The organism is Roseovarius arcticus, from assembly GCF_006125015.1.
GTDB lineage: Bacteria > Pseudomonadota > Alphaproteobacteria > Rhodobacterales > Rhodobacteraceae > Roseovarius > Roseovarius arcticus.
Window position 1 is genome coordinate 63,537 of sequence record NZ_SZZN01000002.1, and the last position, 24,124, is coordinate 87,660.

Annotated in this window: 26 protein-coding genes; 9 read left to right on the plus strand and 17 right to left on the minus strand. The window is 55.1% G+C overall.

Features of this window, described 5'->3' with window-relative positions; all coding sequences use genetic code 11:
• Positions 1–222 precede the first annotated feature (222 nt).
• Positions 223–570 (minus strand): hypothetical protein, encoded by a 348-nt coding sequence (locus MK6180000_RS19920; protein WP_138936648.1) that lies wholly within the window; start codon positions 568–570, stop codon positions 223–225.
• Between the two features lie 380 nt (positions 571–950).
• A complete protein-coding gene (locus MK6180000_RS19925; protein WP_138936649.1) occupies positions 951–1,637 on the minus strand; it encodes an IS6 family transposase in 687 nt (228 codons plus the stop codon).
• 299 nt (positions 1,638–1,936) lie between these two features.
• Here MK6180000_RS19925 and MK6180000_RS19930 point away from each other — a divergent pair, with 299 nt between their 5' ends.
• The 3 genes from MK6180000_RS19930 to MK6180000_RS19935 all read left to right on the plus strand — a co-directional run bounded on the left by MK6180000_RS19930 (position 1,937) and on the right by MK6180000_RS19935 (position 3,955).
• Entirely contained in the window at positions 1,937–2,329 is a 393-nt protein-coding gene (locus tag MK6180000_RS19930; RefSeq protein WP_138936650.1) for a cupredoxin domain-containing protein, read from the plus strand.
• A gap of 17 nt (positions 2,330–2,346) precedes the next feature.
• Positions 2,347–2,613, plus strand: coding sequence for a sll1863 family stress response protein (locus tag MK6180000_RS21110; protein WP_484335614.1), 267 nt, complete (start codon positions 2,347–2,349; stop codon positions 2,611–2,613).
• Between the two features lie 133 nt (positions 2,614–2,746).
• Positions 2,747–3,955, plus strand: a complete 1,209-nt coding sequence (locus MK6180000_RS19935; RefSeq protein WP_138936651.1) for an SAM-dependent methyltransferase — start codon at positions 2,747–2,749, stop codon at positions 3,953–3,955.
• Between the two features lie 202 nt (positions 3,956–4,157).
• On the opposite strand, the gene MK6180000_RS19940 is transcribed toward MK6180000_RS19935, so the two are convergent.
• Positions 4,158–4,430, minus strand: a complete 273-nt coding sequence (locus MK6180000_RS19940; protein WP_212751956.1) for a hypothetical protein — start codon at positions 4,428–4,430, stop codon at positions 4,158–4,160.
• A gap of 496 nt (positions 4,431–4,926) precedes the next feature.
• Between MK6180000_RS19940 and MK6180000_RS19945 the strand changes: the two genes are divergently transcribed.
• Positions 4,927–5,319, plus strand: a complete 393-nt coding sequence (locus tag MK6180000_RS19945) for a DUF3775 domain-containing protein (RefSeq protein WP_138936652.1) — start codon at positions 4,927–4,929, stop codon at positions 5,317–5,319.
• A 306-nt stretch (positions 5,320–5,625) separates the two neighbouring features.
• On the opposite strand, the gene MK6180000_RS19950 is transcribed toward MK6180000_RS19945, so the two are convergent.
• The 9 genes from MK6180000_RS19950 to MK6180000_RS19990 all read right to left on the minus strand — a co-directional run bounded on the left by MK6180000_RS19950 (position 5,626) and on the right by MK6180000_RS19990 (position 14,663).
• A complete protein-coding gene (locus MK6180000_RS19950; protein ID WP_138936653.1) occupies positions 5,626–6,066 on the minus strand; it encodes a CBS domain-containing protein in 441 nt (146 codons plus the stop codon).
• A 114-nt stretch (positions 6,067–6,180) separates the two neighbouring features.
• The gene (locus MK6180000_RS19955; protein WP_138936654.1) at positions 6,181–6,957 is read right to left on the minus strand and encodes a PRC-barrel domain-containing protein; all 777 of its coding nucleotides are present in this window, start codon (positions 6,955–6,957) and stop codon (positions 6,181–6,183) included.
• A gap of 141 nt (positions 6,958–7,098) precedes the next feature.
• Entirely contained in the window at positions 7,099–7,533 is a 435-nt protein-coding gene (locus MK6180000_RS19960; protein WP_246040635.1) for a bacterioferritin, read from the minus strand.
• A 102-nt stretch (positions 7,534–7,635) separates the two neighbouring features.
• Positions 7,636–7,923 (minus strand): sll1863 family stress response protein, encoded by a 288-nt coding sequence (locus tag MK6180000_RS19965; RefSeq protein WP_138936656.1) that lies wholly within the window; start codon positions 7,921–7,923, stop codon positions 7,636–7,638.
• Positions 7,924–8,100: 177 nt separating this feature from the next.
• Positions 8,101–8,880 (minus strand): acetoin reductase, encoded by a 780-nt coding sequence (locus MK6180000_RS19970; RefSeq protein WP_138936657.1) that lies wholly within the window; start codon positions 8,878–8,880, stop codon positions 8,101–8,103.
• Between the two features lie 146 nt (positions 8,881–9,026).
• The gene (gene nhaA / locus MK6180000_RS19975) at positions 9,027–10,829 is read right to left on the minus strand and encodes a Na+/H+ antiporter NhaA (RefSeq protein WP_212751957.1); all 1,803 of its coding nucleotides are present in this window, start codon (positions 10,827–10,829) and stop codon (positions 9,027–9,029) included.
• A 55-nt stretch (positions 10,830–10,884) separates the two neighbouring features.
• Positions 10,885–12,231 (minus strand): cytochrome c, encoded by a 1,347-nt coding sequence (locus MK6180000_RS19980; RefSeq protein WP_246040636.1) that lies wholly within the window; start codon positions 12,229–12,231, stop codon positions 10,885–10,887.
• Entirely contained in the window at positions 12,228–13,997 is a 1,770-nt protein-coding gene (locus MK6180000_RS19985; protein WP_138936659.1) for a GMC family oxidoreductase, read from the minus strand. The genes MK6180000_RS19980 and MK6180000_RS19985 overlap by 4 nt, the downstream gene beginning before the upstream one ends.
• A 3-nt stretch (positions 13,998–14,000) precedes the next feature.
• Positions 14,001–14,663 (minus strand): gluconate 2-dehydrogenase subunit 3 family protein, encoded by a 663-nt coding sequence (locus tag MK6180000_RS19990; protein WP_246040637.1) that lies wholly within the window; start codon positions 14,661–14,663, stop codon positions 14,001–14,003.
• A gap of 417 nt (positions 14,664–15,080) precedes the next feature.
• Between MK6180000_RS19990 and MK6180000_RS19995 the strand changes: the two genes are divergently transcribed.
• The gene (locus MK6180000_RS19995) at positions 15,081–15,521 is read left to right on the plus strand and encodes a DUF6789 family protein (RefSeq protein ID WP_138936661.1); all 441 of its coding nucleotides are present in this window, start codon (positions 15,081–15,083) and stop codon (positions 15,519–15,521) included.
• Between the two features lie 82 nt (positions 15,522–15,603).
• On the opposite strand, the gene MK6180000_RS20480 is transcribed toward MK6180000_RS19995, so the two are convergent.
• Complete coding sequence (locus tag MK6180000_RS20480; RefSeq protein ID WP_171054740.1) at positions 15,604–15,774, minus strand: hypothetical protein; 171 nt, start codon at positions 15,772–15,774, stop codon at positions 15,604–15,606.
• 12 nt (positions 15,775–15,786) lie between these two features.
• Between MK6180000_RS20480 and MK6180000_RS20000 the strand changes: the two genes are divergently transcribed.
• From MK6180000_RS20000 to MK6180000_RS20010, 3 genes are all read left to right on the plus strand, one after another.
• Positions 15,787–16,176: a hypothetical protein gene (locus tag MK6180000_RS20000; RefSeq protein ID WP_138936662.1), complete on the plus strand. Its 390-nt coding sequence runs from the start codon at positions 15,787–15,789 to the stop codon at positions 16,174–16,176.
• A gap of 520 nt (positions 16,177–16,696) precedes the next feature.
• A complete protein-coding gene (locus tag MK6180000_RS20005; protein ID WP_138936663.1) occupies positions 16,697–17,761 on the plus strand; it encodes an NADP-dependent oxidoreductase in 1,065 nt (354 codons plus the stop codon).
• Between the two features lie 133 nt (positions 17,762–17,894).
• Entirely contained in the window at positions 17,895–18,452 is a 558-nt protein-coding gene (locus MK6180000_RS20010) for a methyltransferase family protein (protein ID WP_138936664.1), read from the plus strand.
• 73 nt (positions 18,453–18,525) lie between these two features.
• Here the strand turns inward: MK6180000_RS20010 and MK6180000_RS20015 are convergent, their stop codons facing one another.
• The 4 genes from MK6180000_RS20015 to MK6180000_RS20030 form a co-directional block, all read right to left on the minus strand.
• On the minus strand, positions 18,526–19,167 hold the full coding sequence (locus MK6180000_RS20015) for a PEBP family protein (RefSeq protein WP_212751958.1): 642 nt from the start codon (positions 19,165–19,167) through the stop codon (positions 18,526–18,528).
• 35 nt (positions 19,168–19,202) lie between these two features.
• On the minus strand, positions 19,203–19,802 hold the full coding sequence (locus MK6180000_RS20020; protein ID WP_138936665.1) for a YbhB/YbcL family Raf kinase inhibitor-like protein: 600 nt from the start codon (positions 19,800–19,802) through the stop codon (positions 19,203–19,205).
• The gene (locus MK6180000_RS20025) at positions 19,799–20,779 is read right to left on the minus strand and encodes a YHYH protein (RefSeq protein WP_138936666.1); all 981 of its coding nucleotides are present in this window, start codon (positions 20,777–20,779) and stop codon (positions 19,799–19,801) included. The genes MK6180000_RS20020 and MK6180000_RS20025 overlap by 4 nt, the downstream gene beginning before the upstream one ends.
• 236 nt (positions 20,780–21,015) lie before the next feature.
• On the minus strand, positions 21,016–22,137 hold the full coding sequence (locus tag MK6180000_RS20030; protein ID WP_246040638.1) for a zinc-dependent alcohol dehydrogenase family protein: 1,122 nt from the start codon (positions 22,135–22,137) through the stop codon (positions 21,016–21,018).
• A 309-nt stretch (positions 22,138–22,446) separates the two neighbouring features.
• Here MK6180000_RS20030 and MK6180000_RS20035 point away from each other — a divergent pair, with 309 nt between their 5' ends.
• A complete protein-coding gene (locus MK6180000_RS20035) occupies positions 22,447–24,069 on the plus strand; it encodes a Na+/H+ antiporter (RefSeq protein WP_138936667.1) in 1,623 nt (540 codons plus the stop codon).
• Positions 24,070–24,124 lie beyond the last annotated feature (55 nt).

Genomic DNA, 24,124 nt, shown 5'->3' on the forward strand with positions numbered 1-24,124 from the left:
AGCTTGCAGCGGATGTCCGCAGCACATGGGTGACAAGCTATCCGAAAAAACGGCGCTTCAGATAGCAATTGAAAAGCTGAACTAAGCGCGGCACAGGCCCACATCACCCGCAGCTAAGTGCATCTGGTGATAGGCTCTATCAAAGACGTCAAGCAGGCAGCTGTTCGCCACCTGCCTCTAAATGTATCCGAATTTATCCGTGCGGGTGAACCTGTTTCCAGCTCAATCTGTCGTCATGCCTTCCACCACTATCGATGCGCACGCCTTTGCGACCTCGTCACGGTATTTTTCGCTCACGTTATTGACCCAGCCGGCTTCAATGACAAAATCGTCGCGCTTATAGCGGCTCTCCTCCTTCAGGGCCGGAAGCTGTTCTGGCTGTTGCTCGGCCTTGGTAACACAGAGTGGCGTAAAGGCTTGGACGATAGCCGTCTCTGCGCTTGCCGTCTCCATCTTTCCAGCCGTTCCGCCCGTCACCCAGCCGCCCCAAACGAAACCGATGATCATTGCAGCGACCGCACCGCCGATAGCACCCCATACTCCGGGCTTTACCCATTCTGGTATAGTCATTGTAAGATCTCTCCTTTTTGCCTGCTCAGATGGAAGGGGTAGCACGCTATCCGCCGTCGTGACACCCCGCGCCAGGGCGCAGTGGAGTAAGAACGCTTTGAAGTGGATTGTTTTTTCACATTTTTTCATACTTAATAGGTGTTTAAACGGCATTTTCTGAGGCAAAGCGCGCGAGGTGTCGGCCGCCCTCAGCCACTCTCAACTGGAAAGGCCGTGGCAAAGACGGGCCGATCAGAAATCTTGTTGGACAAGACCAGCATTGTCCGCGATGCGGGCAATGGACATAATAGTTTCAGCGTGGCAGAAACCGTCGAACGATGTCGTGAGGGTTCTGTCGCAAGTATTTCTTCGGTCTGAATGGCAGTCATCGGTGGACGCAATTATATTGCGAGGGTTGCAAACTGACTGAATGGAGAGAGGCCTGTTTGGCCGAATTGGCCCTTGCGCATCATATGTGCAGTTTCAATTCCGGCCAGCGTTGCCGCAGCTGAATGGAAGGCCTTGAAGCCGAGCATAGGCCGCGTGATACGTTTAATGAAACGGTGGTCTTGCTCAACGATATTGTTGAGGTAATTCGACTGAAAAATCTTGATGGTTTTGGCTGCATTCGTAAACTTGAGAATGAGGTTTAGGCTCTGCAGCCCGGCTAAATTGGCACCGCTTTTGTCGATGGCAATCCGATCTGGAACGCCGTTGGTACCAACGGCACGCTTGAAGAAGCGTCTAGCCGCTGCGGTATCCCGCCTCTCAGACAGCATGAAATCAAGTGTTTGCCCATCACGATCGACGGTGCGGTAGTGATACACCCATTTCCCACGAACCTTGATATAGGTTTCGTCCATCCGCCAAGAAATCGCTATCAGTTGTTTTCTCGCTTGGGCGTTTGCTGAAATCAGCGGCGAGAATTTTACAACCCAGCGGTTCAATGTCGCATGGTCGACATCGACGCCACGTTCTGCCATGATTTCCTCAAGGTCGCGGTATGACACGCCGTAACGGACATAGAAAAACACGGCGTACAGGATGACGCTCTTGGGGTAGTGGCTTCCCTTGAAATCAATCGTCACGGTTAGTAGCTCGCCTTCAATTTCAAAGACTCGTTGCTAACACAGCTCTGCACAATACCCAAAACTTTGCGACAGAACCCCCATCTGTCTCCAGCGTCGATTGGCCGGAAACTGCCTTACTTGGAAACCTGGCGCTGTTGGGTTCGAACGGATTTCCCCCTACCCAAACTTCAGAAGTAACTTGGTATACGGCACTTTCAGTGTCCCAATTGCCGCCTAATGGGCCCCGGCATCGCTGGAGTGAACAGTGCGTATGTGGCTCCTTTACAGGACCGACACATTGTCCTGAATGTCCCGACATGTTTCGCGAACATGCCTATCAAGAATTTCAACCTTGGAAGATAATTTTGGCCAAGCAATTAAATCTCAACGGCCTGATGCAGATCAACGCAACATTGCAAAAAGACTGTCAAGATTACAACGGCACTCAGAATGAGTGCCTACTTTTTCTGAAAGGAAGCGTTATGAAAATAATGGCCACTAATTTTGGAGATCTTGCACTGGTTTCCACAAGTCCCGCCCTCGCCGAGGGCGACCTTAGCCGCGCCAATGTGATTGATGTTGTTATTGAAATGGGCAGTAACGATGGTGGGATGTACTTAAGCCCCAACAATTACGAGTTCGTGACGGGCCAAGCATACAAGCTGGTTTTAACCAACGTCGATGGGATCAAGCATGAGATTGCACCATGACTGAGAGAGAACAATAGATCGAGAAGGCCAAGGCGAAGCTGGATCAGTGGGACGCCGACATCGACAAGTTTAAGGCGAAAGTCGCCGAGTCCGACGCCGATGCGAAAATCAAATTTAGCAAGCAACTCGACGAGATGCGGGCACAGCGTGATGAAGCTGCGATGAAGCTGAAAGAACTGCGTGACGCGAGTAACGAGGCATGGGACGACATGAAGTCTGGCTTCGACACGGCCTGGATCAGCATTTCGGGCGCTTTCGACAGCGCCATGTCACGGTTCAAATGAGGAGCGTGCCGATGTCCATCTTAATGAACCTGCGGGTTGGCAGTGAAAGCCTGCTCCCCCCGACGCCGTGGAAAAACACCCTGCTGCGACACAGGTTTGTCCGGAAAGTCAGGCTCTTCTTGAGGAGGATATTATGACAGCTCTAACGAGTACTACAGATCAGATTGATTTGCCGAAATACTTCCCCCAGATTTTTAAGAAGTTTCAAAAAATCGAACGAGGAAAGATTATTATCACTCTGCCTGATGACCGTCAGTTTTGCATTAAGAGCAGCCAATCTGGCCCAATCGGACATCTCAACGTACGGCATGATCATTTGTTCACCCGTGTGGTGCGCAATGGTAATCTTGGCTTTGCGGAGGCCTATCTCGATGGCTGGTGGGATACGCCCGATTTGCAGGCATTCATGGATGTTCTTGTGGCCAATTTGGCACTGATCAGCCAGCCTGTTCCTGGCTCTAATCTCGTGCGCTGGTATGAGGTTTTTCGGCACCGGTTATTGCTGAACACTCAGAAACAAGCTCCAAAAAATCTGGCCAAACATTATGAGTTAGGCAATTCGTTTTATGGCGCATGGCTGGATAAAACCATGTCCTACTCGTCTGGAATTTTCGAAACCCCACACGAAGAATTAGAAACGGCTCAACGCCGCAAGATAAAACGCATGTGCGATACTATAAACCTCAAGGAAGATGACAGGTTTATGGATATCGGGTGCGGTTGGGGTGCGCTGGCCATTTATGCGGCCAAAGAACGGGGCGCCAAAGTCACCGCTTTGACCCTGTCAAAAGCACATTTTGAACATACGTCCGCACTTGTTCAAAAAGAGGGACTGTCGGAACGGGTTGAAGTGACCCTGCGGGACTATCGCGACGAAACCGGATCCTATGAGGGTATAGGATCCATTGAAATGATCGAACATGTCGGGGAAAAATACTGGCCGGTATATTTTAAGTCCATCCATGACCGGCTGAGTGACAATGGAATAGCAACCGTGCAGGCAATTACAATCGCCGACGACTTATATCCCACATATCGCACAACCCAGGATTTCATTCGCAAACATGTTTTTCCAGGTGGTATGCTGCCTTATGATAGAGGCATCCGCGACACAGCCAATGCATCAGGATTGAAAATCGTGGACTGCCTGTCTTTCCCAGACAGCTATTCCATCACCCTGCGCCGCTGGAACCAAGCTTTTGGTGACGCATGGAGCGAGATTGAGTCCATGTCTTTTGATCAAAGGTTTAAGCGTTTGTGGAACTATTACCTTACAATGTGTGCCGCTGGCCACGAATATGGGGCGACTTCAGTCACACAATACACCTTGGCTCGAGCCTGATCTCATAGGAGATGCAGTTTTGACGGATTAGCCTGGTTAGGTATCGGGGAGCTGATTTCAGATCAGCGGCGATCCACCAGACTTGAATTGAGACAAAGCCAGCGATGCAGATCTTAGCGATTACCAATGGGCTCGAAAGGGTGCGTAGCGGTCGTACGCACCTCCAAGTTCAGTCGGATCGTCGCAGGCGTGCATCGCACATTCAAGTTCGACAGTTGGATCCCTGCTCCATTCCTCCGATCGATTGCCAGACATTTTGTCCGGTCTCGATATCGTCGCGGGTGAACAGAACTTCGCCCGTCGTGGAAACCACGGCCGTCGGAATAGGAGGGGCCATCTGGTAAATCTGACGCCCCATGAACAGCAAAACACCAAAACTGAGGATCATCCCGACCGTCTGGATGATCCAAAGCCGTTTGATGCTAAAAAAAGAATGATATGGGTTCATTGTCCAACCTGTATAAGTGTCCGTCATTTACCCATGCGCAGCTGCTCGACGCTTCGCCGCAGTCTCGATCCAGATCATCTTTCTTGCGGATTTGTTCGGACATCGTACAATTATCTCGGTCGGGAGAATTGAGAGGTACAACTGACTGCGGAACAGACCCTCTGTCGTTTTTAACATCGAAGAAACGGACGCTCGCTAACTTGGATCAACCTTAGGATACAAACGGCATTGCATGTCGCGCTATTAAGATTGATTTCGGAGCACATTCTAAACTCGGTCGCACAAATCCAGCATGATCCCCTAATCACGGGGCACCCGCTTCACCCTTTCCACGGGTCCTCGCAGAGCCAATGCGAACAGTGGTCGGCGTCTGCACCGCCCCGTGTCCAATCGCCTCCCGAGATCCCGTGCCGATTTTTGCCTGAACACCACGCACACAGATAAGGGCATAGCATCATGATCGATATCAGTTAGGAACGCAGCTGACCTGTTAACATATTGATCAAATGAACAGGAGATTTCGATGGTTGCGCTTCCCTTTAACACTACTCGTATTGAGGAACTGGTTTTGCGGCTTAACGCTGTGATGGCGAAGGAAGGGGCGGTCATTTCCGACCTTGGCGGCAATGCTACGGACGACGAATTGGCAGTTACCATGCAGGAAACCAAGGGCGATCTAATCCGCGATGAAATCACGCAAGAGATCGAGAGCATGAATGACGAACAAAAGGACGGGTTGGTCGCCCTGTTCTGGATCGGCCGAGGGGACGTCGAACCTGCGGAATGGGAGCAGACAAAAGCCCTCGCGCGACAGCAGCATAAGGGGCTGGTAAGCCGCTATCTGCTGGGACAGCCGGAAATCGGAGAGTTTCTGACGGAAGGTCTGGAGAAGATGCTGGAGTTTGGCGTGGACTGAAGTGGAACTTAAGCGCGGTGATCAAATGTCTGTCGAGCGATCCCGCCCCGCAAGGGTGCATGAGTCCGGCAGGTTTGACCGGTGAACGGGACATCGGTGACACTTCAATCGAAGTGCTGATCTCGCTGGCGCCGGTAGTCGGAACCTAAGCGAAAGCCGCCAGACTTAGGCTAAGTGGCCCGCCTTGCTGCCGTCAGCGGAGAAATCCGAAATCCTTACCGCAATACATGCTGTCGTCATCTTTACCCTGATCGTTCAGAGGTTGAGCCTGCGTGCGTTGATCAAACGGATGGTCTTCTAATAAGATCAGCGATAGCCGACGTTCATCACATAGTTGAACAGCAGGTCCTCTTCCTGCTGGACCTCCTGCCATAGATTTTGAAGAATGTCGCGGGCGTTCAGCACCCCCAGCGGCTTGCGATCGGCATCAACGACCGGGATGTTTTTAAGCCCATGCTTTTTCATCGTCTCCCAGGCATCTTTTAGCAAACCCTCTGGTGTCAACGTAATGAGGTCCCGGGTCATCGCCTCATTCACCGGCACCATGCAACTGCTGCCGGTGCAGTTCCCTATTTGACGCACCGCATCGGTTTTGGTCAGGGCGCCGACCAAGCGGCCCTTTGCGTCGCGAACCAACAGCATGTCGTGGGCACGCTCCAGAAGCCGCGCGGCCTGTAGCAGAGCTGAATCCGCTTCGATGCAACACATCCGCTTTCGGGCCGTTGGTAGGAATTTTTCGATGAACATGTGGCGCTCCGTTCTACCTAGTCAACCCGGCAGTGGCTTTCGATTCTCTTGGCATCATTACTGAAATCAACCTCAGGGCGACGATGAAGTCGAAGCCGGATGTCGTGCTGTTCTTCAAAGCCTCGGCGCCAACTGATAGTAGGCCCGCAGCTTGTCCAGCCAGGCGCGATTGAGCATGTCGAAGTACTCGAGCGGCGGCGCTTCACTCAGAAGCTTCTCAGTCACGTCCATCACCACATGACTACCGCCCTTGGCCAGATGAAGCAGACGATCATATGGCACGACCATCTGCTGCGCAGCAATCACCCCTCCAGTGTCGATCACCAGATGCTGCAAGGACCCGGTCTTAGGTTCGAATAAGATATCAATCAGGGTACCGACTTCGCTGTCATGACCGAAGACCGGCAAGCCCAACCAGTCACTAAGGCGAGCAAATCCATCCACTCTCAAATTTCCGAGGGCCTCCGGATCATCATGTGCCTCATGTCGATCAAGATCGGCGAAACCAGCGAAGCCCCTGCCTAATCGACCAACCAAAATCTGTGGCATCGTCACTTTTTCGTTTTGTCTCAATATCTTAGGATCGGACCATTCCGGCGCGGCCATGATTGTTTCGGGACTTATTTCAACTGGCCATTCACGGTTGCTTTTGTCGGGATCGCTCATCAAATGCGTTGAAACAACCACCTCGATATCGTCGAACCATCCGCCTACGTCGAGAGCAACAAATCGCAAAATGCCCTGCCGGGGATCAAAGAAAATTTCCTTAAGTGGAAAACGCACGTCCTTGGCGGCAGCATGGTAACGCAGCATGTCGGTTAATGCGAATAGCACCGCAGACCCCGAGGCATCTGCAGCATTGTTTGCGGTTTTCGATACGAATTCAGCCATTTTTCTATTTCCTTCCTGCAGCAAACAAAGCGCACGTCCAAACCACTCACTGAAAAGATGGGACGTTTGGGTAATCTAGGTGAGGTCTTGGCCTCATATTACTCGTTTGTATTCCGCGCGGCATTGAAACGGATGTATTGCTCAAGACGCCTGCGGAGCTTCCATCTGGGAAAGCATGTAGGTCGGCGCGCCCATTTTCTCCAGCAAACTCATCTGGCGGGTCAGCCAATCAACGTGACCTTCTTCTTCGATCGCTATGTCCTCAAACAATCGATTTGTGCCTATGTCATTGTCTTTAGCCGCGTCCTGCGCTGCCTGCGTATAAAACTGCACTGAACCGCGCTCATCAACGAGGTCAGATTGAAACATCGCGTCGAGATCCTGTGCCTGAACCGGAGCTTTAGCGGCTTGCATCTTTGGCATTCCTTCAAGAAAAAGGATGCGATCAATAAATCGACCGGCATGGCCCAGTTCCTCGCCCATTTCGTCGCGCATCCGTCCGGCCAACAGATCAAGCCCCCAGTCGTCCAGAACATGGGTGTGCAGCAGATATTGCTGTATCGCTGTCAGTTCCATCGACAGCGCGGTTTGTAGGTTCTCGATGCTCTTGCTTGTATTGCTCGTAGTCATGGAATTCAGTCCTTTTTAGATTGATTGGTTTGGGCGGCTGGTGCCCGATCAGCCAAAACGACCCATCGCCTTGCCAACCGCAACCCCAAGATCTTGCCAAGTAGATTTCAGCCCATCCATCACATCGGGTGAGGTGTCCTTTTGCGCTTTGCGGGCCTCGTCATATTGTTTCTCGGATTTTGCAAATTTTTCCTTCAGTTCTTCAACATCGCGCAAATAGGCGGGTTTTGCTTCAACAGCAGCGCCGGCGGCTTTGGCTTCAAGCTTTGCGACTTGGGCCCTCCATTCGGCGAGTTGGCTTTCATACTTCTCAAATTGAACATCTGATGTAGTCATGTGCTTGTCTCCTTGGTGATATCGACCTAAGTGCCAATGCGGCCCATCCGAGCCTCCTAAGAGTAGGGATTTCTGAAAGTAACACGCCGATCAGACCCCGCACTGATGTCGATCAGGCCGCCAAAACCCTGACTTGGGTCTCACCACAAGGGTCATTGGAGACCATCCGCAGCGATGCTACCGATAAACAATCCCGCCGTCGGCAATGATTGCCTGCCCTGTCACGTAGTCAGAGTCCGGGCCCGCGAGGTAGGAAACCAATGCGGCGACATCGTCTGGTGTCTGCGCCCGCCCCAATGCAATGCCACCCACGTACTTTTCATAAGTCTCGCCAATCGGGGTGCCGGTCAATTCAGAGAAACGCTTGTCAATCTCGACCCACATATCCGTTCCCACAATGCCGGGGCAGTAGGCGTTCACCGTGATGCCTTCGCTGGCATATTCCTTCGCCGCAGCTTGCGTCAGCGCACGGACAGCAAACTTCGTCGCCGAATAGACACCAAGCATCTCAAAGCCATCGTGCCCTGCTATGGACGATGCATTGATAATTTTGCCTTTGTGACCCAAGGACTTGAACTTGGCAGCAGCAGCCTGAATACCCCAGAGAACGCCTTGGATGTTGATTTTCAGGATAAGGTCCACGTCTTCCGGTTTGACATCCGCAATCGGATCGACCTGCGCGATACCGGCGTTGTTAACCATGATGTCGAGCCCGCCAAGCGTTTTTTCGACATGCTCGACCGCGGCATAAACCTCGGCTCGGTCGCTGACATCCGCTTTGAAGGTTGCCACCTTGCGGCCAAGCCCTTCGATCTCATTAGCGACTTCGGCCATCTTTTCTTCATTGATATCGACAATCGCGATGTCGCCGCCGTCCTTTGCCAAACGTAAAGCAATGCCACGTCCGATCCCTTGGCCAGCGCCGGTCACAAGTGCCACTTTTCCCTTGATTGTCATTCTTGATTTCTCCTCTTAGCTTCACGCGTCTGAGCAGTCGAACCCGACTGTCACGTCTCCACCTAATCAGAAAAGAGGTCGCCTTGAGCTAACACCGATCAAGCCTTGGGTAACCACTGCCTTGCCTGAACTCAGACCCGTCTGAGTCAATCTGGTTCAGATGATCGCAGAATGAGCGCACCAATCGTCGCGGCTATGACCGACGCAATCAGCACTGCAAGCTTGACCGAGTTCACTGCCGCGCCGTCAAAGGCTGCTGTGGCGATGAAAATCGACATTGTGAAACCGATGCCTGCAAGGCAGCCGCCACCGATCATGTGCCGCCATGTCATGCCGGACGGGAGGTCCACGATGCCCGTTTTTACGGCCAACCAGCAAATAAAAACGATGCCAAGAGGTTTGCCGATGATCAGGCCCGCCATGACACCCAGAACTTCGGGTGTCGTCACATCAAATGATTTCCCGTAGAAAACGATCCCCGTGTTGAAGAACGCGAACAGCGGTAAGATCAGAAAGTTGGACCACCCTTCAAGCGCATGTTGCAGGTGATAGCCCGGCTCGCGCAGACGATCCAGCGCCTGTTGCAACAGGTGCAGAGACCGCGAAGAAACCGTCGCTGGAGACGTTTTTGCTACACGAAGCTCACGGTCAAACAAGGCGGATGTCTGTGCCGCCGCACCGGCGATATTTCCTGTGCGTCTGGACGGGATCGCGGCAGCAGTCAGTACACCGGCCAACGTCGCATGCAACCCGGACTCGTGCACGAAGAACCACAGCACCACACCCAAAATCAGATAGGGCGCACGCGCGTATACCTTGACCCTGTTCATGACAAGCATGGTTGCAAAGCCGCCACCGGCGATCAGCAATGGTTCGGCATTGATCCCCTCGCTATAGAAAACCGCGATCACAAGGATCGCGCCCAGATCATCTGCAATCGCAAGGGCCGTGATGAACACCTTGAGCGCCGGGGGAATACGGTCCCCAAGCAAGGCCAAAATCCCAAGTGTGAAGGCAATATCGGTGGCCATCGGCACGCCCCAGCCGTGCGCACTTGGATGATCCCAATTGAACGCCAGATAAATCAATGCCGGAGCTGCCATGCCACCTATCGCGCCCAGAAGGGGCAACGAGGCTTTGGAGAGTTCAGACAATTCACCGTCCACAAACTCGCGCTTGATCTCGATGCCAACCAACAGGAAAAACACAGCCATCAAGCCATCATTGACCCAAGCCTGCGCCGACAACGCAAACGTGGCTTCACCAATGCCTATGGAAATAATCAAGTCGCGCAGACGCTCATAGGCCGCGTCAAAGCCGACATTGACCATGATCAGTGCGGAAAAGGTCGCAAGGATCAATGCCATCCCTGCAGAGGCTGCCCAATTTTGGAATTCCGCGCCCGCCCGCATGATCCGGTGTCCCAGCGGCTTTTCAAGCGCTTCCATCAAAGACGCCTCGTCCCATGCCCCCTGATAAATGCGGCCATCAATGATCAGCCCACTATGATCCTCAAGACCCGCCTTCTTGGCAGCCGCCCGATCTTGCGTGACGCGATCCCATGTCTCGTCAGATCGAAAGTCGGCCCGGAAGCGTTTAACGTCGAGACCGATTTCCTGCGCCATACGCTCGACATCTTGCTTTTCGATCTCGCCGGAATGCTCAAGCAGCGCGCTATGCATGTCCAGGTAATTGCCTTGCCAGCCCGCAGCGACGGCCGCGCGCGCCGTGAGGTCCCGTTGGTCAGATTGGTTGGCGCAAGGGGCCTGACGGAATGCAACGACCGCCTGGTCTTGGTAAAGGTCTTGCGCAGCGGCCCGCATTATATCGCGCACCACGGATGTGTAGTTGAAAGTGTAGTCGACATACCAGACGAGTTTCGACCGGCCGTTCACGGAGCCGGCGGTGAAATCGCGACTGGGATCAATTGGACTATCCGTCCTGCGCATCATGGCATCCTGAAACTAATTTGGCTCAGCAGTAAGCAATTTCGAACCATTGGCCTTAGCGGATGATATCGCTATCCGAGGTCTTCTTGCGCACCCCGCCGACTGTCGCTGCAGCTATGGGAGCAGCATCATTTCCCCAAGCTTGCCGGACAAAGGTTGCCAATGCTGCCACTTCATCATCAGACAACCGATCACGGAACGGCGGCATCCGCAATCTGGACGGACGTGTCGCGGTCGACGGCAGCTGCGCCCCATTTAGGATCACATGCAGGAACCCGTCCGGTTCGTCCGCCAGCACGGTCGAATTGCCCACCAGTTCGGGGAACACCTCGTCAGCACCCATTCCGGTATTGAAGTGGCAGGCGTTGCAGTTGTCGAGATAGAGCCGCGCGCCGAGCTCCATATCCGGTGACGCCGCCAGCAGCATCGCGGCGGTCTCGGTGTCAGCCGGATCGGCAGAGGCCAAAGCGGGGGTATCCAACGCGTCATCGTCGGTCGCCACATGGCGCAGATACCTTGCCACAGCAGTGACGTCCGCATCGGTCATGTATTGCAGCGACTCATCGACGACGAGGGCCATTTCCCCAGCAACGCCGCTGTGAGCATTGCGCCCGGACTGAAGGAAAGCCACCATCTGTGCCTCGTCCCACATCGCAGACGCGCTTCCGGGGCCACGCAACGCAGGGACCGCCCAACCGTCGATTATACCGCCTGACAGGAATGCGCTGTCGTCGGGCGTATATCCCGATTGGACAAAAAGTGCAGTGCGCGGGCTGTGGCAGGCGCTGCAATGGCCCGGCCCTTCCACCAGATAGGCGCCCCTGTCGAGAACCGCATCGCCGTAGCGCGGCGCAAAGCCCGCGTCCTTATAAGCGACCCATTTCCATAGCCGCAGGCCCCAGCGCTGATTGAAAGGAAAGGAAAGCTCCGTCTCGGGCGGGTCGTTGGCGACCGGCTCCACGTCGTTCATCAGGTAGTCGTAAAGGCTGCCGATATCCGCCTCGCTCAGCTTGCGGTAGTTGGCCGAAGGCATGGCGGGATAAAGGTGGCGCCCTTCCTCGTCGATCCCGTCGTAAAGTGCTGCGCGAAAATCCGCCAAAGTCCAATCACCGATGCCATGCTCGGGATCAGGCGTGATGTTTGATGAATAGATCGTGCCAAGTGGACTTTCGATCGGATAGCCGCCCGCGAAAGGTTCGCGGTCCTTGGCAGTGTGGCACGCCGCGCAATCGGCCAGCCGCATCACGTATTCGCCCGAACCGGAAACGACGATGTCGTCTGCCGCCAGATGAACCTGCGCGGGCGTTCGTTGCACAGGGACGAAAATGATGGCGAAAAGGACGACCACCGCCACCACGACCAATGCGCCAACGCCGCGCAGGACCTTGCCCATAAGAGTCATACCAGTGGTCCCGGATTGGAGAGATATTTCGTGCGGATCGCATCGAGCGTCCAGTAGGCAAGTCCGCCGAGCAACCCGGTGGGATTGTACTGGATGTTCTGCGGGAACGACCCCGCCCCCAGCGCAAAGACGTTATGTGCGTCCCATGCCTGTTGATAGGGATTGAGCACCGACGTGGTCGGATCGTCCCCCATCGCCGTGCCGCCGACGTTGTGTGTCGACTGGTAGGGGCGCACGTCGTAATGCGATCCCGCTGCCTTATAGGACGATCTATAGGACGTGGGATTCATCGCCTCGACGATCGGTTCGATCTTAGATTTCATGAACTGGGTCATGCGGATGTCGTTGTCTTTCCAGTCGAAGGTCATCCGCATCAGGGGACGTCCGTGTTTGTCGGTATAGGTGGGATCAAGGTCGAGGTAGCAATCCCGATAGGCCATGTTCGACCCGTGCGATCCGACGCTCATCGCATGGCCGTACCAATCCTTGACTCCCTGCTTCCAACCCGCACCCCACGCGGGCACGCCTGCAGGCAACGACATGGACCGGATCGGCTGGCCGTTGGATTGCCCGGAATTGATATAGCTACCGCCGATGAAACCTTCGGCTGCAAAATCAATCTGGTTGGTCGCAAAATCGTCGATGACATATGCCGTCGATCCCGAGCCGATAAACGGATTGAATTCGACATCCTCAAAATACGCGCTGGTGCCACCGGTCATTTGATAGGAGTAGTTACGTCCTGTGACACCGGTCCCTGTCGCCGGATCGTAGGGCTCGCCGATCCCCGATAGCAGGCACAGGTGGGTATTGTGCAGCGAATAGGCCGCCATGATGACCAAGTCGGCGGGTTGAAAGACCTCTTCCTGCGCGGATTCATCAAAATAGGTCACGCCAGTCGCCGTCTTGCCATCCTCGGCCAATTCGACCTTCAGAACCTCGCAATGGGTGCGGTAGCTGAAATTCTCATAGCGCTTCAGCGCGTCGAGAATGCAAGTCTGCGGTGAGGATTTGGAATAGTTGAGGCAACCATAGCGCTCGCAGAAACCGCAGTAATTACAGGGACCAAGTTGCATTCCGTACTCGTTGACATAAGCCTCGCTGGCATTGGCGGCGGGCATCGGAAACGGATGTAACCCCATCGCCTCGGCCTGATCGCGGAACATGCGCGGCCCCAGTTGCATCTGGAGGGGCGGCATCGGGAAATCACGTGCGCGCGGTGCCTCAAACGGGTTGCCGCCTGGCACGATCGCGCCCTTGATATTCCCTGCCTGACCGGAAATTCCCAGCATATATTCAAAGCGGTCGAAATAGGGCTCGAGTTCGTCGTAGGTGACGCCCCAGTCCTGAATCGTCATGCCGTCGGGGATGATAGCGGCCCCGAACGTCTCAGAAACGTAGGATTTCAATCGCAATTCCTCGGCCAAGGGTCGCCAAGTGTTGCCGTTCCAATGAACACCTGCGCCCCCTACCCCATCGCCCGGCAAAAACGACCCCAAATGCCGCATTGGCAGGGCGGTATCTTGTGTGCCGTGCCGCAGGGTCAGCGTCGAATTGACAGGCTTTTGCATGAAGCCGTACCGCACTCCGTAGCGTAACTCGTCTGCCACGTTGGGGTATTGAAAGTCGGGCACCGTGTCCCGATCCGCGCCGCGTTCAAGTGCGAGAATTTCAAGGCCTTCCTTAGCCAGTTCGATGCCTGCCATCGACCCGGTCCATCCAAGCCCGATGATAACGACGTCTTTTTTGGGGTCTGTGCGTGCCATCGTTCAGGTCCTTTCGCCAGCGATCGACACGGGGCCGAGCGGGTAAGCGACATTGTCCATCGCGGGATCGTTCCATTCGAGAAAGCTGGCCCGCGCGCCTGGAAAGCCGATATGAACCCATCCCGACATGCCATGATTGCCGCCGTAACGCGGGTCGCTGAAATAGCCTTCTTTGGTGTTCTGAAGCAGAACATCAAAGAAATCGCGCAAGGCGTCCGGCAGATTAACTTCACCGCCGTCGAGCGCAGTCAGCGAAGCGTCCTGCGCAACTGGGTCCAGTTCGGCAAATGCCGCGCCCTTGTTCTCGCGGCACCAATCGTCGAACGCCTTGATGCCATCGCGATAGATCTGCGCGGGCGACAGCGACGATTGAAAGCCCAAAAGCGGATCCGCCCCTGGGTCGTGCGGACCCTTCATGTACCAGTCGGCAGCGGTGCCAAAATCATCGGCAAGCTGGCGGTCGATGAACACCGCAACACGTGCCTCGGCGGCACCCGGCCCTTCGCCTTCCGACGGGATAAGTCGCGATGTCGCGGCCTGTACAAATGCCCATTCTTCAGCTGAAAAAGCTGTTGGTATGTAATCGGTGAGCGCCGGAACCGTAGCTTGCCCAAAAACGGGCCGCGCCAGAGACACAAGTGCCGTACCGGCCAGGCCAGATGCCATGAACCCGCGTCTCGATGGAGTGAAATCCTGTGTCGACATTTATATACCACCTTCCGGTCGCGGCCCACCTCATGTCCATGAGAAGGAACTCTACATTTAATTGCTGCAACGGTTACGAGACCGAAGCGCTCCGACATATATTGGTGGCACCCTTCAAAGGTGCCTTGCTGCCCGCCGGATACAACCGCCGTGTCTCCATCAGATCATAAAAGGGGTCGCCATGGCCTAACCTCGATCAGTCTCCTGTTGTCAAACGTGTCGTAGACATAACCCAACCATGGCGATGCCTGACCATTGTCGCCGCTATTGCGGATTATAATCCCTTACGGGGAATGCAGCCGGATCAAGACGCCATGTCCCGACCTCACAATGGGAAACAAGAAACCGGGCTGATGCCCTTGAAAGAGGAAGACCAAAATGAAAAATGTCTCAGCAGGCCTTGTCGCCGGATTCGTTGCAACTGTCGTCCTGTCAGCGATGATGGTTGTCAAAGGTATGATGGGCGTGATGCCCGAACTGGATGTCGCCGCAATGATCGGCATGATGATGGGCGCGTCCGTCGCAGTCGGATGGATCATCCACTTCATGATCGGCACAATTGCATGGGGCGGCGGATTTGCCCTGCTTTACGATGTGATCCCCGGAGGCAGTGCTGTTGGTAAGGGCATTGTCTTTGGTGTGGCTGCATGGCTTGGCATGATGATCGTCGTGATGCCAATGGCGGGTGCCGGATTTTTCGGCATGAATTTGGGCGTGATGGCACCAATTATGACGTTATTGCTCCACATTGTGTACGGAGCCGTCTTGGGCGGCGTCTACGGCATGCTCCTGCAGCGCCGAACGCTCAACGCAGCATGACTTCGCCGCACTTTTTCTCATATCGGCCTGTCCAACGCGAATATTGATGCGTTGTAGTGTTTTACACTGGCGTTCTTGGTTTCTATGCAAAGGCATAGTCCAGACTGTCACCGACAGCATCTTCGCCATGGATGAGTTCGACCCCGCCTACGCGCATCTTGCGAAGGGACATGCCGTTGGCAAGGTCGTCATTGGAGCCGGAAACCGAGAGATGCGCGCCAAGATCAATAGGGCGTCTGGTCGCGTCAATCATCAGGGAGGACACATGTCAGATCAAGATTTTCAGGCTATCGGTGCCGCCCAACAGCGTGACCGAGCGCTGTCAAGATGGGCCAATGAGGGAGGCTCGGGTCAATGCGGTCGTGAAACCGATTTGGCATCCGGTCGTGTTCAAGCGGAAATGCCTTCGGTCGATAATGCCCAGATGGGCCTCCTTCATATCCGGGTGATTGCTCTGGAGAACCTGGTCATCGCCTTGTTGGCAACCGCATCAGGTCCGCAGTTAGAACTGGCACGCGACATGGCGCGTACCATTGAGCCCCGGATCGGTGCTAGCCCTCATCCTCTGACGATCCGCGCCGCATCCCACGTGAATGATCTTATCGAGCGATCTGCGCGGTTCCGCGCAACGACACCTATTGGAGCTGAGAACTGACCCGTTCCATGAGGGCGCTGCTCCGATCACCATCACACTGGGACGGATGCCCATAAGTTAAAGGCCCTAAACCCTTCGGCCTCTCCCCTTACAGGCATGATGAGACTGTTTACGCCACCTGCAAACAGCAAGAATGCTGATCCCATCAAAAGGGCTGTCAGTGGTAGAAAGCTTCTTATCATTGTCCAAGTTCTCCCTGTCACGACCATTGAATACGTGATCGGCGAGAGGAGTCTTTACCTTTGGAAATCGCTTTGATTTCCGTTCCGTGAAACCATGATACGACTACTGAGACTTCGTCAGACTTGTCTGCCAGCTATTTGCTATCGCTCTGTCGACACTGGATCAGAGAAATCGACACTGGGACCTAACATCGATCAGTCCCCCATCGTCCAACGTGATGTAGGGATCACGAAGATGTGGCGATGCCACTCCTTTATCACCGAACCAAAGACACATCGCTTCCCGCGCTCGGTCACCGGTCGCTTGGCCTTACATTACCGACAGGAGATCATTATTCATGTCCCAATCCCTGACAATTAACCGCCAACTCGTGCTGGCCGAACGGCCACAGGGCGAACCCAACAAAGACACCCTGCGCCTTGAAACGAGCACCGTACCTAAACCTGCGCCGGGCCAGATACTGTTGCGCACCGAATACCTGTCGCTTGATCCCTACATGCGCGGCCGGATGAGCGACGCGCCCTCTTACGCGGCACCTGTAGCTTTGGGCGCAGTGATGGAAGGTGGCACAGTCGCACAGGTCGTCGTCTCGCATCTGGAGGGGTTCAACCCAGGTGACTGGGTGCTGTGCGCGAATGGCTGGCAAGATTTCGCGGTTTCGGATGGAGAAGGTGTCACCGTCCTTGGCCCTGATCTTGCGCATCCATCATGGGCGCTAGGGATTATGGGAATGCCGGGATTTACAGCCTGGGCAGGCTTGACCCAGATCGGACTGCCAAAGCCGGACGAGACTGTTTGCGTGGCGGCGGCAACCGGGCCGGTTGGTGCCACGGTCGGGCAGATTGCCAAGCTGATGGGATGCACTGTCGTGGGCATCGCAGGCGGCGCAGAGAAGTGTGCTTTTGCCGTCAATGACTTGGGGTTTGACGCCTGTATCGACCATAAATCAGATGGGTTTGCCAACCAGCTGAAAGCTGCCACGCCCAAGGGCATCGACGTCTATTTCGAAAATGTTGGCGGTGCTGTGTTTGACGCTGTTCTGCCACTGCTTAACACTGCGGCCCGCATTCCGCTCTGTGGCCTCGTGTCGGGCTACAATGCCACTGCCTTACCGACCGGGCCGGACCGGATGGGCTGGCTTATGGGTCAAATCCTGCGAAAGCGCCTGACCATGCGAGGCTTCATCATCTTTCAGGATTTCGGGCATCTCTACCCTGAGTTTGCCACCGCGATGACCGACTGGCTTGCGGCCGGCAAGATTCACTACCGAGAAGAGGTGATCGAGGGTCTGGAAGCTGCGCCGCGTGCGTTCATCGGCCTGCTGCGTGGGGAGAGTTTTGGCAAACGGGTGATCCATGTGGGTCCCGAAAAAATGATCGAAAACAAGGAAGGCGTAATATGAATGTCCTGAAGGTTCTGACGTCGCACGATGCCTTTGGCGATACAGGCATGTAACCGGTTTCTGATTGGAAGAACTTGCGGAACCCTACTATGTTCTGAGTGACACCGACAGCAGATGACGCTGGAGGATTGGAATGAATTTGGCGGAAACCATGCTTTCATCTGTGGCGCTGTTGATTAGCGGTTTGACGCTGGCGGCTGTCCTTTGGTCAGTCATGAGGCCCGACAGTCGAATCTGGCCACCGCAAACATTCCGCGCTATTACAGCGTTCGTTGGCTGGGCCGGCACGTTGGCTTTTTTCGCGGCAGTCGTCGCTCTGGGGGTTCTCGGTTGGGGAGAAATTCAGGTGCCGTTCTGGCTACGCTACGTCGTGGGGCCACTCCTGATCTTAATCGGAAATGCGGGCGTCTGGTACGAGGTGATCGGTTTCGGCGCCAACCAGACGATGGGGGCGGCAGGTCAGCTCAAGACGGACGATCTCTATCGCTTTTCCCGAAACCCTCAATACGTTAGTGATATCGCGATCCTGATCGGTTGGGCCTTGTTGTGCGCAACCGTCACTGCGCTGCCGTCCATTGTCGCAGGGATTGCCGTGTTTTTGGCGTTCCCCTTTGCAGAGGAAAGCTGGCTGGAAGAGCAATACGGGGCGGCGTATCTCCAGTATAAGTCGCAGGTGCGACGGTTCTTGTAGCGCTCAACAAACTGAATTTGATACACGTCGCCCGATAGTTCCAAATCGGGCCGTAAATGACGGCCTTACAGAATTATTCGCCGATAGTTATGCGGCACAGCAAGGTGTTGTCCTGCTTGAGGCTTTCACCCCAGATCAACTCGGCCGAACTGTCCCAGGTGATCTCGTCATAGCCATCCTTCGGGCCGACGTCCGCTGCGCTATGGACGGTTGCCGCGGGCCAGTCGCTGTCATCGAAATCTACCGCTGTCCAATCATCAGGGATGTCTGTCTCGACGAACGCGCAGGCACCGATCCCCGCAACGGGATTGGCCTCATCCGCACAGGACAGATCGACAGGGGCGTAGTGCACAACCAGACATTTAGTGTCTGCGTCGGTTACAGCGACGAGCTCACCCGTCGTCGCATCCATAAATTGCGCAATCATACCGCCATCGCCCACCTGCTGGCGATCGGTGCCGATATATTCGAGACCGGTGTCGTTTTCCTTGAAATCTTTGGCCTCAATCGCGATCACCGCAGGCAAATCAACCGTAAAGGTGGCTGTCTCGGCGTTGAAAGACCGCTCTGTGGTGATCGAAACAGGATCCTCCATGACCATGTCGCCATTGGCGTAAACGGTAAACCAGTTGTCGACCCAGATCTCGGCAGTGATGTCTTCGGCATGCGCCGCTTGGGCGGCAAGGGCTGCGGTTACAGCAAGGATGAAACGCATTTTATTTCCTTTCACAGATGTCAATTGTCTTTGGTTTAGTTCGTGAAGGTGATCGACGCCGCGTTCAGCACATGTCCCTCAAGTGCGCCGATAACGTCGGGCCAACTGATTTCGATGCTGTCCTCGGACGGTAGTTCCGTTAGAGGCCCATCAAGTGCATAGACCCAGATGGTATATTCATGGGTTCTGCCACCAGCGGGTGAACAGGGCGGCGTGTACCCCGTATCGCGGATGTCTTTGTCGCTGCCTTCCACCCCGAGGCTATGTGGATTGCCCGTGTCCAACCCGTCCGCATCGGCTGGGATGTTCCAGACCAACCAGTAATGGCTGGGGTCATTGACGCTGGGATAGGTGCCATGCGGATAATGTTGCATTACAATGGCATAGCCGCCCGTCTCTCTGGGGGCGTTGGTCCAAGCCAGCGGCGGCGACAGACCACTGCCACCATCGCGGGTGCATTTCAGATCGTCGGGCATTGCAGCACCGTCAACGAAATCGGGGCTGGTCAATTCAAATGCAGGAGCATTGGGCCGCTCACCTGCCGATTCACCCTCTGGGGGCTGCTGTTGCGCGAAAGTAGGCAACGCCAGTGCACAGAACAGGCCAGCAATGGCCGGAGAAACAAAATGTCTCATTCGCGGCACAACTCTGCTTCGAACAGCTCGCCATTGTTGGTCACTGTGCGGGTTTCGAAGTCATAACAGTTCTCAGTCTCCGACTGCGTGTATTTGATATAATAATCGGCACCCTGATAGCTGTAGGTCATCAGACGCTCACCGGTCCCGGCGTCTTGCACAAACACAAGATCTTCAACACCGCCCCTCGGAGGGCGTCCTGCCTCTGCGCCGCGACCGCCTCCTTGCTGCGACAACGGTCTGACGCGTGGCAAACTATCCAAGTCAAGCGTTTCGCCCATCAGGCACTGGATGATATATGGTGCCTTTTCCGACGTGTGATAGCGATAACCAAAAACATCATCGACCTGCCCGTTACAAACGTCCAGCGTGCCATCTGCGATCTCGGACCCATCGGGATTGGTCTTGGTGTAGATCGGGAACCCGTCAAAGCCCCAACCGATGATCGCATCGGGTCCGGCGTTCGCCATCGCTTCGATCATGCAGGTCGGTTCGGCGTGGTAGTGATAATCATCGCCGCGCCCGGCATGCCCACCGCAGACATCAAGCTGACCCGTGGTCACCGTGTCAAGATCAGCTTGATAGGTGGCCAGATCGTCTTGCGACATCTCGCCACCGGCGGTGTAGTCGTAGATAGGTACGCCGTTAATTGCCACGCCCAGGGCCGCGTCCCTTGTGTGCGGCTCAGACCCTGTCACGGGGGCGAGCGGAATGGGTGAAAAGTAGCCTACAGCCGGGACAGGCACCTGTTCATTTGTACCGGTGATCCCCGTCATCAAATCATGGTCTGGATAGGTATCACCCGCAATCAAGGCCTGCCCATCCTCGCAGGTAACCGTGACGACATCGCCATATCCCGCGTCCTCTACAGACGCTGCGACAGCATCGCAATGCGCGGTTTCTTCGTGAGCCAGCGCTGAGGTGGCGCACAGGCAGGCCAATGTTACGATGCTAAGAGAGGAAGGCAAATGCGGCATTGAAAAATCCTTTATGAGAGGCGTTCGGTCGGTATGATGTTGTACGAACGTCGGGTCTTTTTTCGTCGGACAGAGTCCTTAGGCCGATAAAACAAATGTTGTTGCGGTCGCGGCAGTAGTTTGCATTGTTCATTTAGTGGCCATTCAAGCTAATGCACCACCAGCACGACACCATGTGTGACGTGCAGGAAATTCTTATGCGGGTGGGTTGGAACAATCCCACCTGCATTGAAAGCTCATGTTGTGATGATGACTTTGAGCGCCTTTGTTTCAGCTGCATTACCGAAGGTTTCGTAGGCTTTTTCGCCTTCGGCCATCGTGAAACGATGTGTGATGAGCTGCGTCGGATCGATCTTGTTCGCCGCAACTGTCTTGAACAACATCGGTATTGTCGCTGTATCCACCAGACGCGTAGTGATCGCGATGTTGCGGTCCCACAGAGCCTCAAGATGCAGGGTGGCAGGCTTGCCGTGGACGCCGATATTGGCGATGACGCCCCCCGCCGCGACCAGCTTCTCGCACAACTCGAAGGTTGCAGGGATGCCGACGGCCTCGATAACGGTATCGACCCCGGCCCCGCCCGTCATGACCATCACTTCGTCGAAGGCACTGCCATCCGTCGAGTTGATTGTGGCCGTCGCGCCAAACGTCTTGGCAATCTCCAGACGGTTATCGTCGAGGTCGATCATTATAATTTTCGCGGGTGAATAGAACTGCGCCGTCAGGAGTGCGGCCAGACCAATTGGCCCTGCCCCCACGATTGCGACTGAATTGCCCGGCTGAACCTTGCCGTTCAACACGCCACATTCAAGACCAGTAGGTAGGATATCACTGAGCATCACCAGCGCCTCCTCATCTGAACCTTCGGGGATGTGATAGAGGCTCATATCAGCATGGGGCGTGCGAACAAATTCTGCCTGACACCCGTCAATAGAATTCCCAAGGATCCAACCGCCGCTCGTACAATGGGAATACATCTGCTTGCGACAGAACTCACAGGTGCCGCAGGCGCTGACGCAGGAGATCAATACGTGGTCGCCGGGCTTGAACGAGGTTACGGCAGACCCCACGCTGTCAATCACGCCAACACCTTCGTGGCCGAGGATACGGCCCGGTGTCGCCGTGGCCACATCGCCTTTCAGAATATGTAAGTCAGTGCCGCAAATTGTGGTCTGGGTGACGCGCACGATTGCATCTCCTGGCTCCAAAATGGCTGGCTTGGGGCAGTCCTGAAGCTTGATCTTGTCTGGTCCGACAAAGACCATCGCCTTCATCCGGATCGCTTCATCTAGGCTGGCCGCCGACGTGGCTGTGGCGGAGCGGGAGACATTCGGGTTGGATTTCAATGTGGTAGTCATGTTGAATATCCATTTATCTGATTAATAAGGATGCGGTCCGGCTACTGATGCTAAGATGCGAAAATCGCGTTGTTGTATCGCGCGTCAGGATCAAAAACAGTGAGCATATAGTCGTGCATCTGAGGCCAGCATCGTCGGCCAAGATGGTCCGCGCACTGATCTACATTGGTGAGTCGACCGGAATTGTCTTCTATCCCTAAAGTTTGTCGCCCTCCGCGAGAGGTTTCGTCGCTTAATGGCTGGTCTGGTTACGTCAACGCTACACCGCTTGGTCAGATTTAGCCCGTCTGAGTATCTTGAGGAGTCCCATTGGACGCAATTTTTACATCCCTAACGCTGCTCACGATCGTCGTACTTAGTGGCATCGTCGGACGCATCACGGCCCTCCCTGTACCGCGACCGCTGGTACAAATTGCATTCGGTGCAATTGCGGGTCTGATACCACTGTTGGAGGTCGACCTAGAACCGGAAGTATTCTTCCTGCTGCTCGTGCCGCCACTCCTATTCATCGACGGATGGCGCATTTCGACTGATGAGCTTGTCCGCGATCGATGGCAAATCTTGCACATGGCGTTCGGGCTGGTCGTCGTGACCGTTCTGGTGATCGGCACGTTCATAGCCTGGCTTGTTCCAGCCTTGCCAGCCGGTGTTGCGTTCGCGTTGGCAGCGGCTTTGGCTCCGACGGACCCGATTAGCGTGACGTCCATCGCCCGCAGGGTGCCGATACCGCAGCGGATGATGAACCTACTACATGCCGAGTCGCTGTTGAACGACGCAACAGGCCTGATCTGTCTCAGCTTTGCGGTGGTATTCATACTCGCAGGCAGCTTCTCGATTGGCTCGGCCTCGGCTTCGTTTCTGTGGGTTGCAGGTGCCGGTCTCGCGATTGGGTTCGGCATCACTCTGGCCATCGTAAGAGCCAAAACATGGGTTGTAACGCGCATCGGTGAGGATCCCGGGACACAGATTGTCGTCAGTCTGCTGATTCCATTTATCGCTTATCTTTTAGCGGAGGCGGCGTCGGCATCGGGCCTGTTCGCCGCCGTCGCCGCAGGTGTTACCATGGCGCGGGCCGAGGCCACCGGACTGGCACTCGGAGCAACCCGCATCCAGCGAACTGCGGTCTGGGATTCGGTACAATTCGTCGCCAATGGCATCGTGTTCGTTCTTCTCGGTGAACAACTGCCAAAGATTGTTGCCAGCGCACAGGCTTCGGTGTCCCAAACCGGCCACCACAGCCTATGGTGGCCACTTCTGCTTATCACCGTCATCTATACTGCGATGCTGATACTGCGGGCGATTTGGGTCTGGATCAGCGTGATCTTGTCACGCCGTCATGCAAGCCAAAACACTATGCCAGTTTGGCGGCTTGTCGCCGCGACGACGATGGCCGGATCACGCGGTGCCATCACATTTGCTGGTATTCTGACTCTGCCCGTCCTCCTGTCTTCGGGAGAAGCGTTGGAAGACCGCGATCTGGTTATCCTGATCGCAATGGGCGTAATCGTGCTGTCGCTGGTTATGGCTGCAATCAGCCTGCCTCTTCTTTTACGGTCCGGACCGACTCTGCCGTCGCAGGACCTCACGGCTGACAGGATCGCCAGAACCGCGACAGCGACTGCCGCCCTCGCCGAAATCGGCCGGATTAGTGATCTACACGCGACACCCGATAGTGAGGCTGAAACTTATGTTGCTGCCGCCGCTCAGGTTTCGCGGCGATATTTGCAACGTCTAGAAACCATCGGGCAGCAAAGCGAAGAAGACCCCGTGAAGCTCTCAAACAACCAAATTCTGCAAGAGATTCAGCTTGCCGCCGTGCGCGCGGAACGCCAAGCGGTCTTCAAGATGCGCCGCAAGAAGACAGTCGGCGCAGTGATGGCGCGCAGAATGGTCCGGGAACTCGATCTGCTCGAAGCGCATTACGAGATCTGACTGACATCCGGAAAGGCAAGCCACAAACCTTAGGCTGCTATGCAGCTAGACAGGT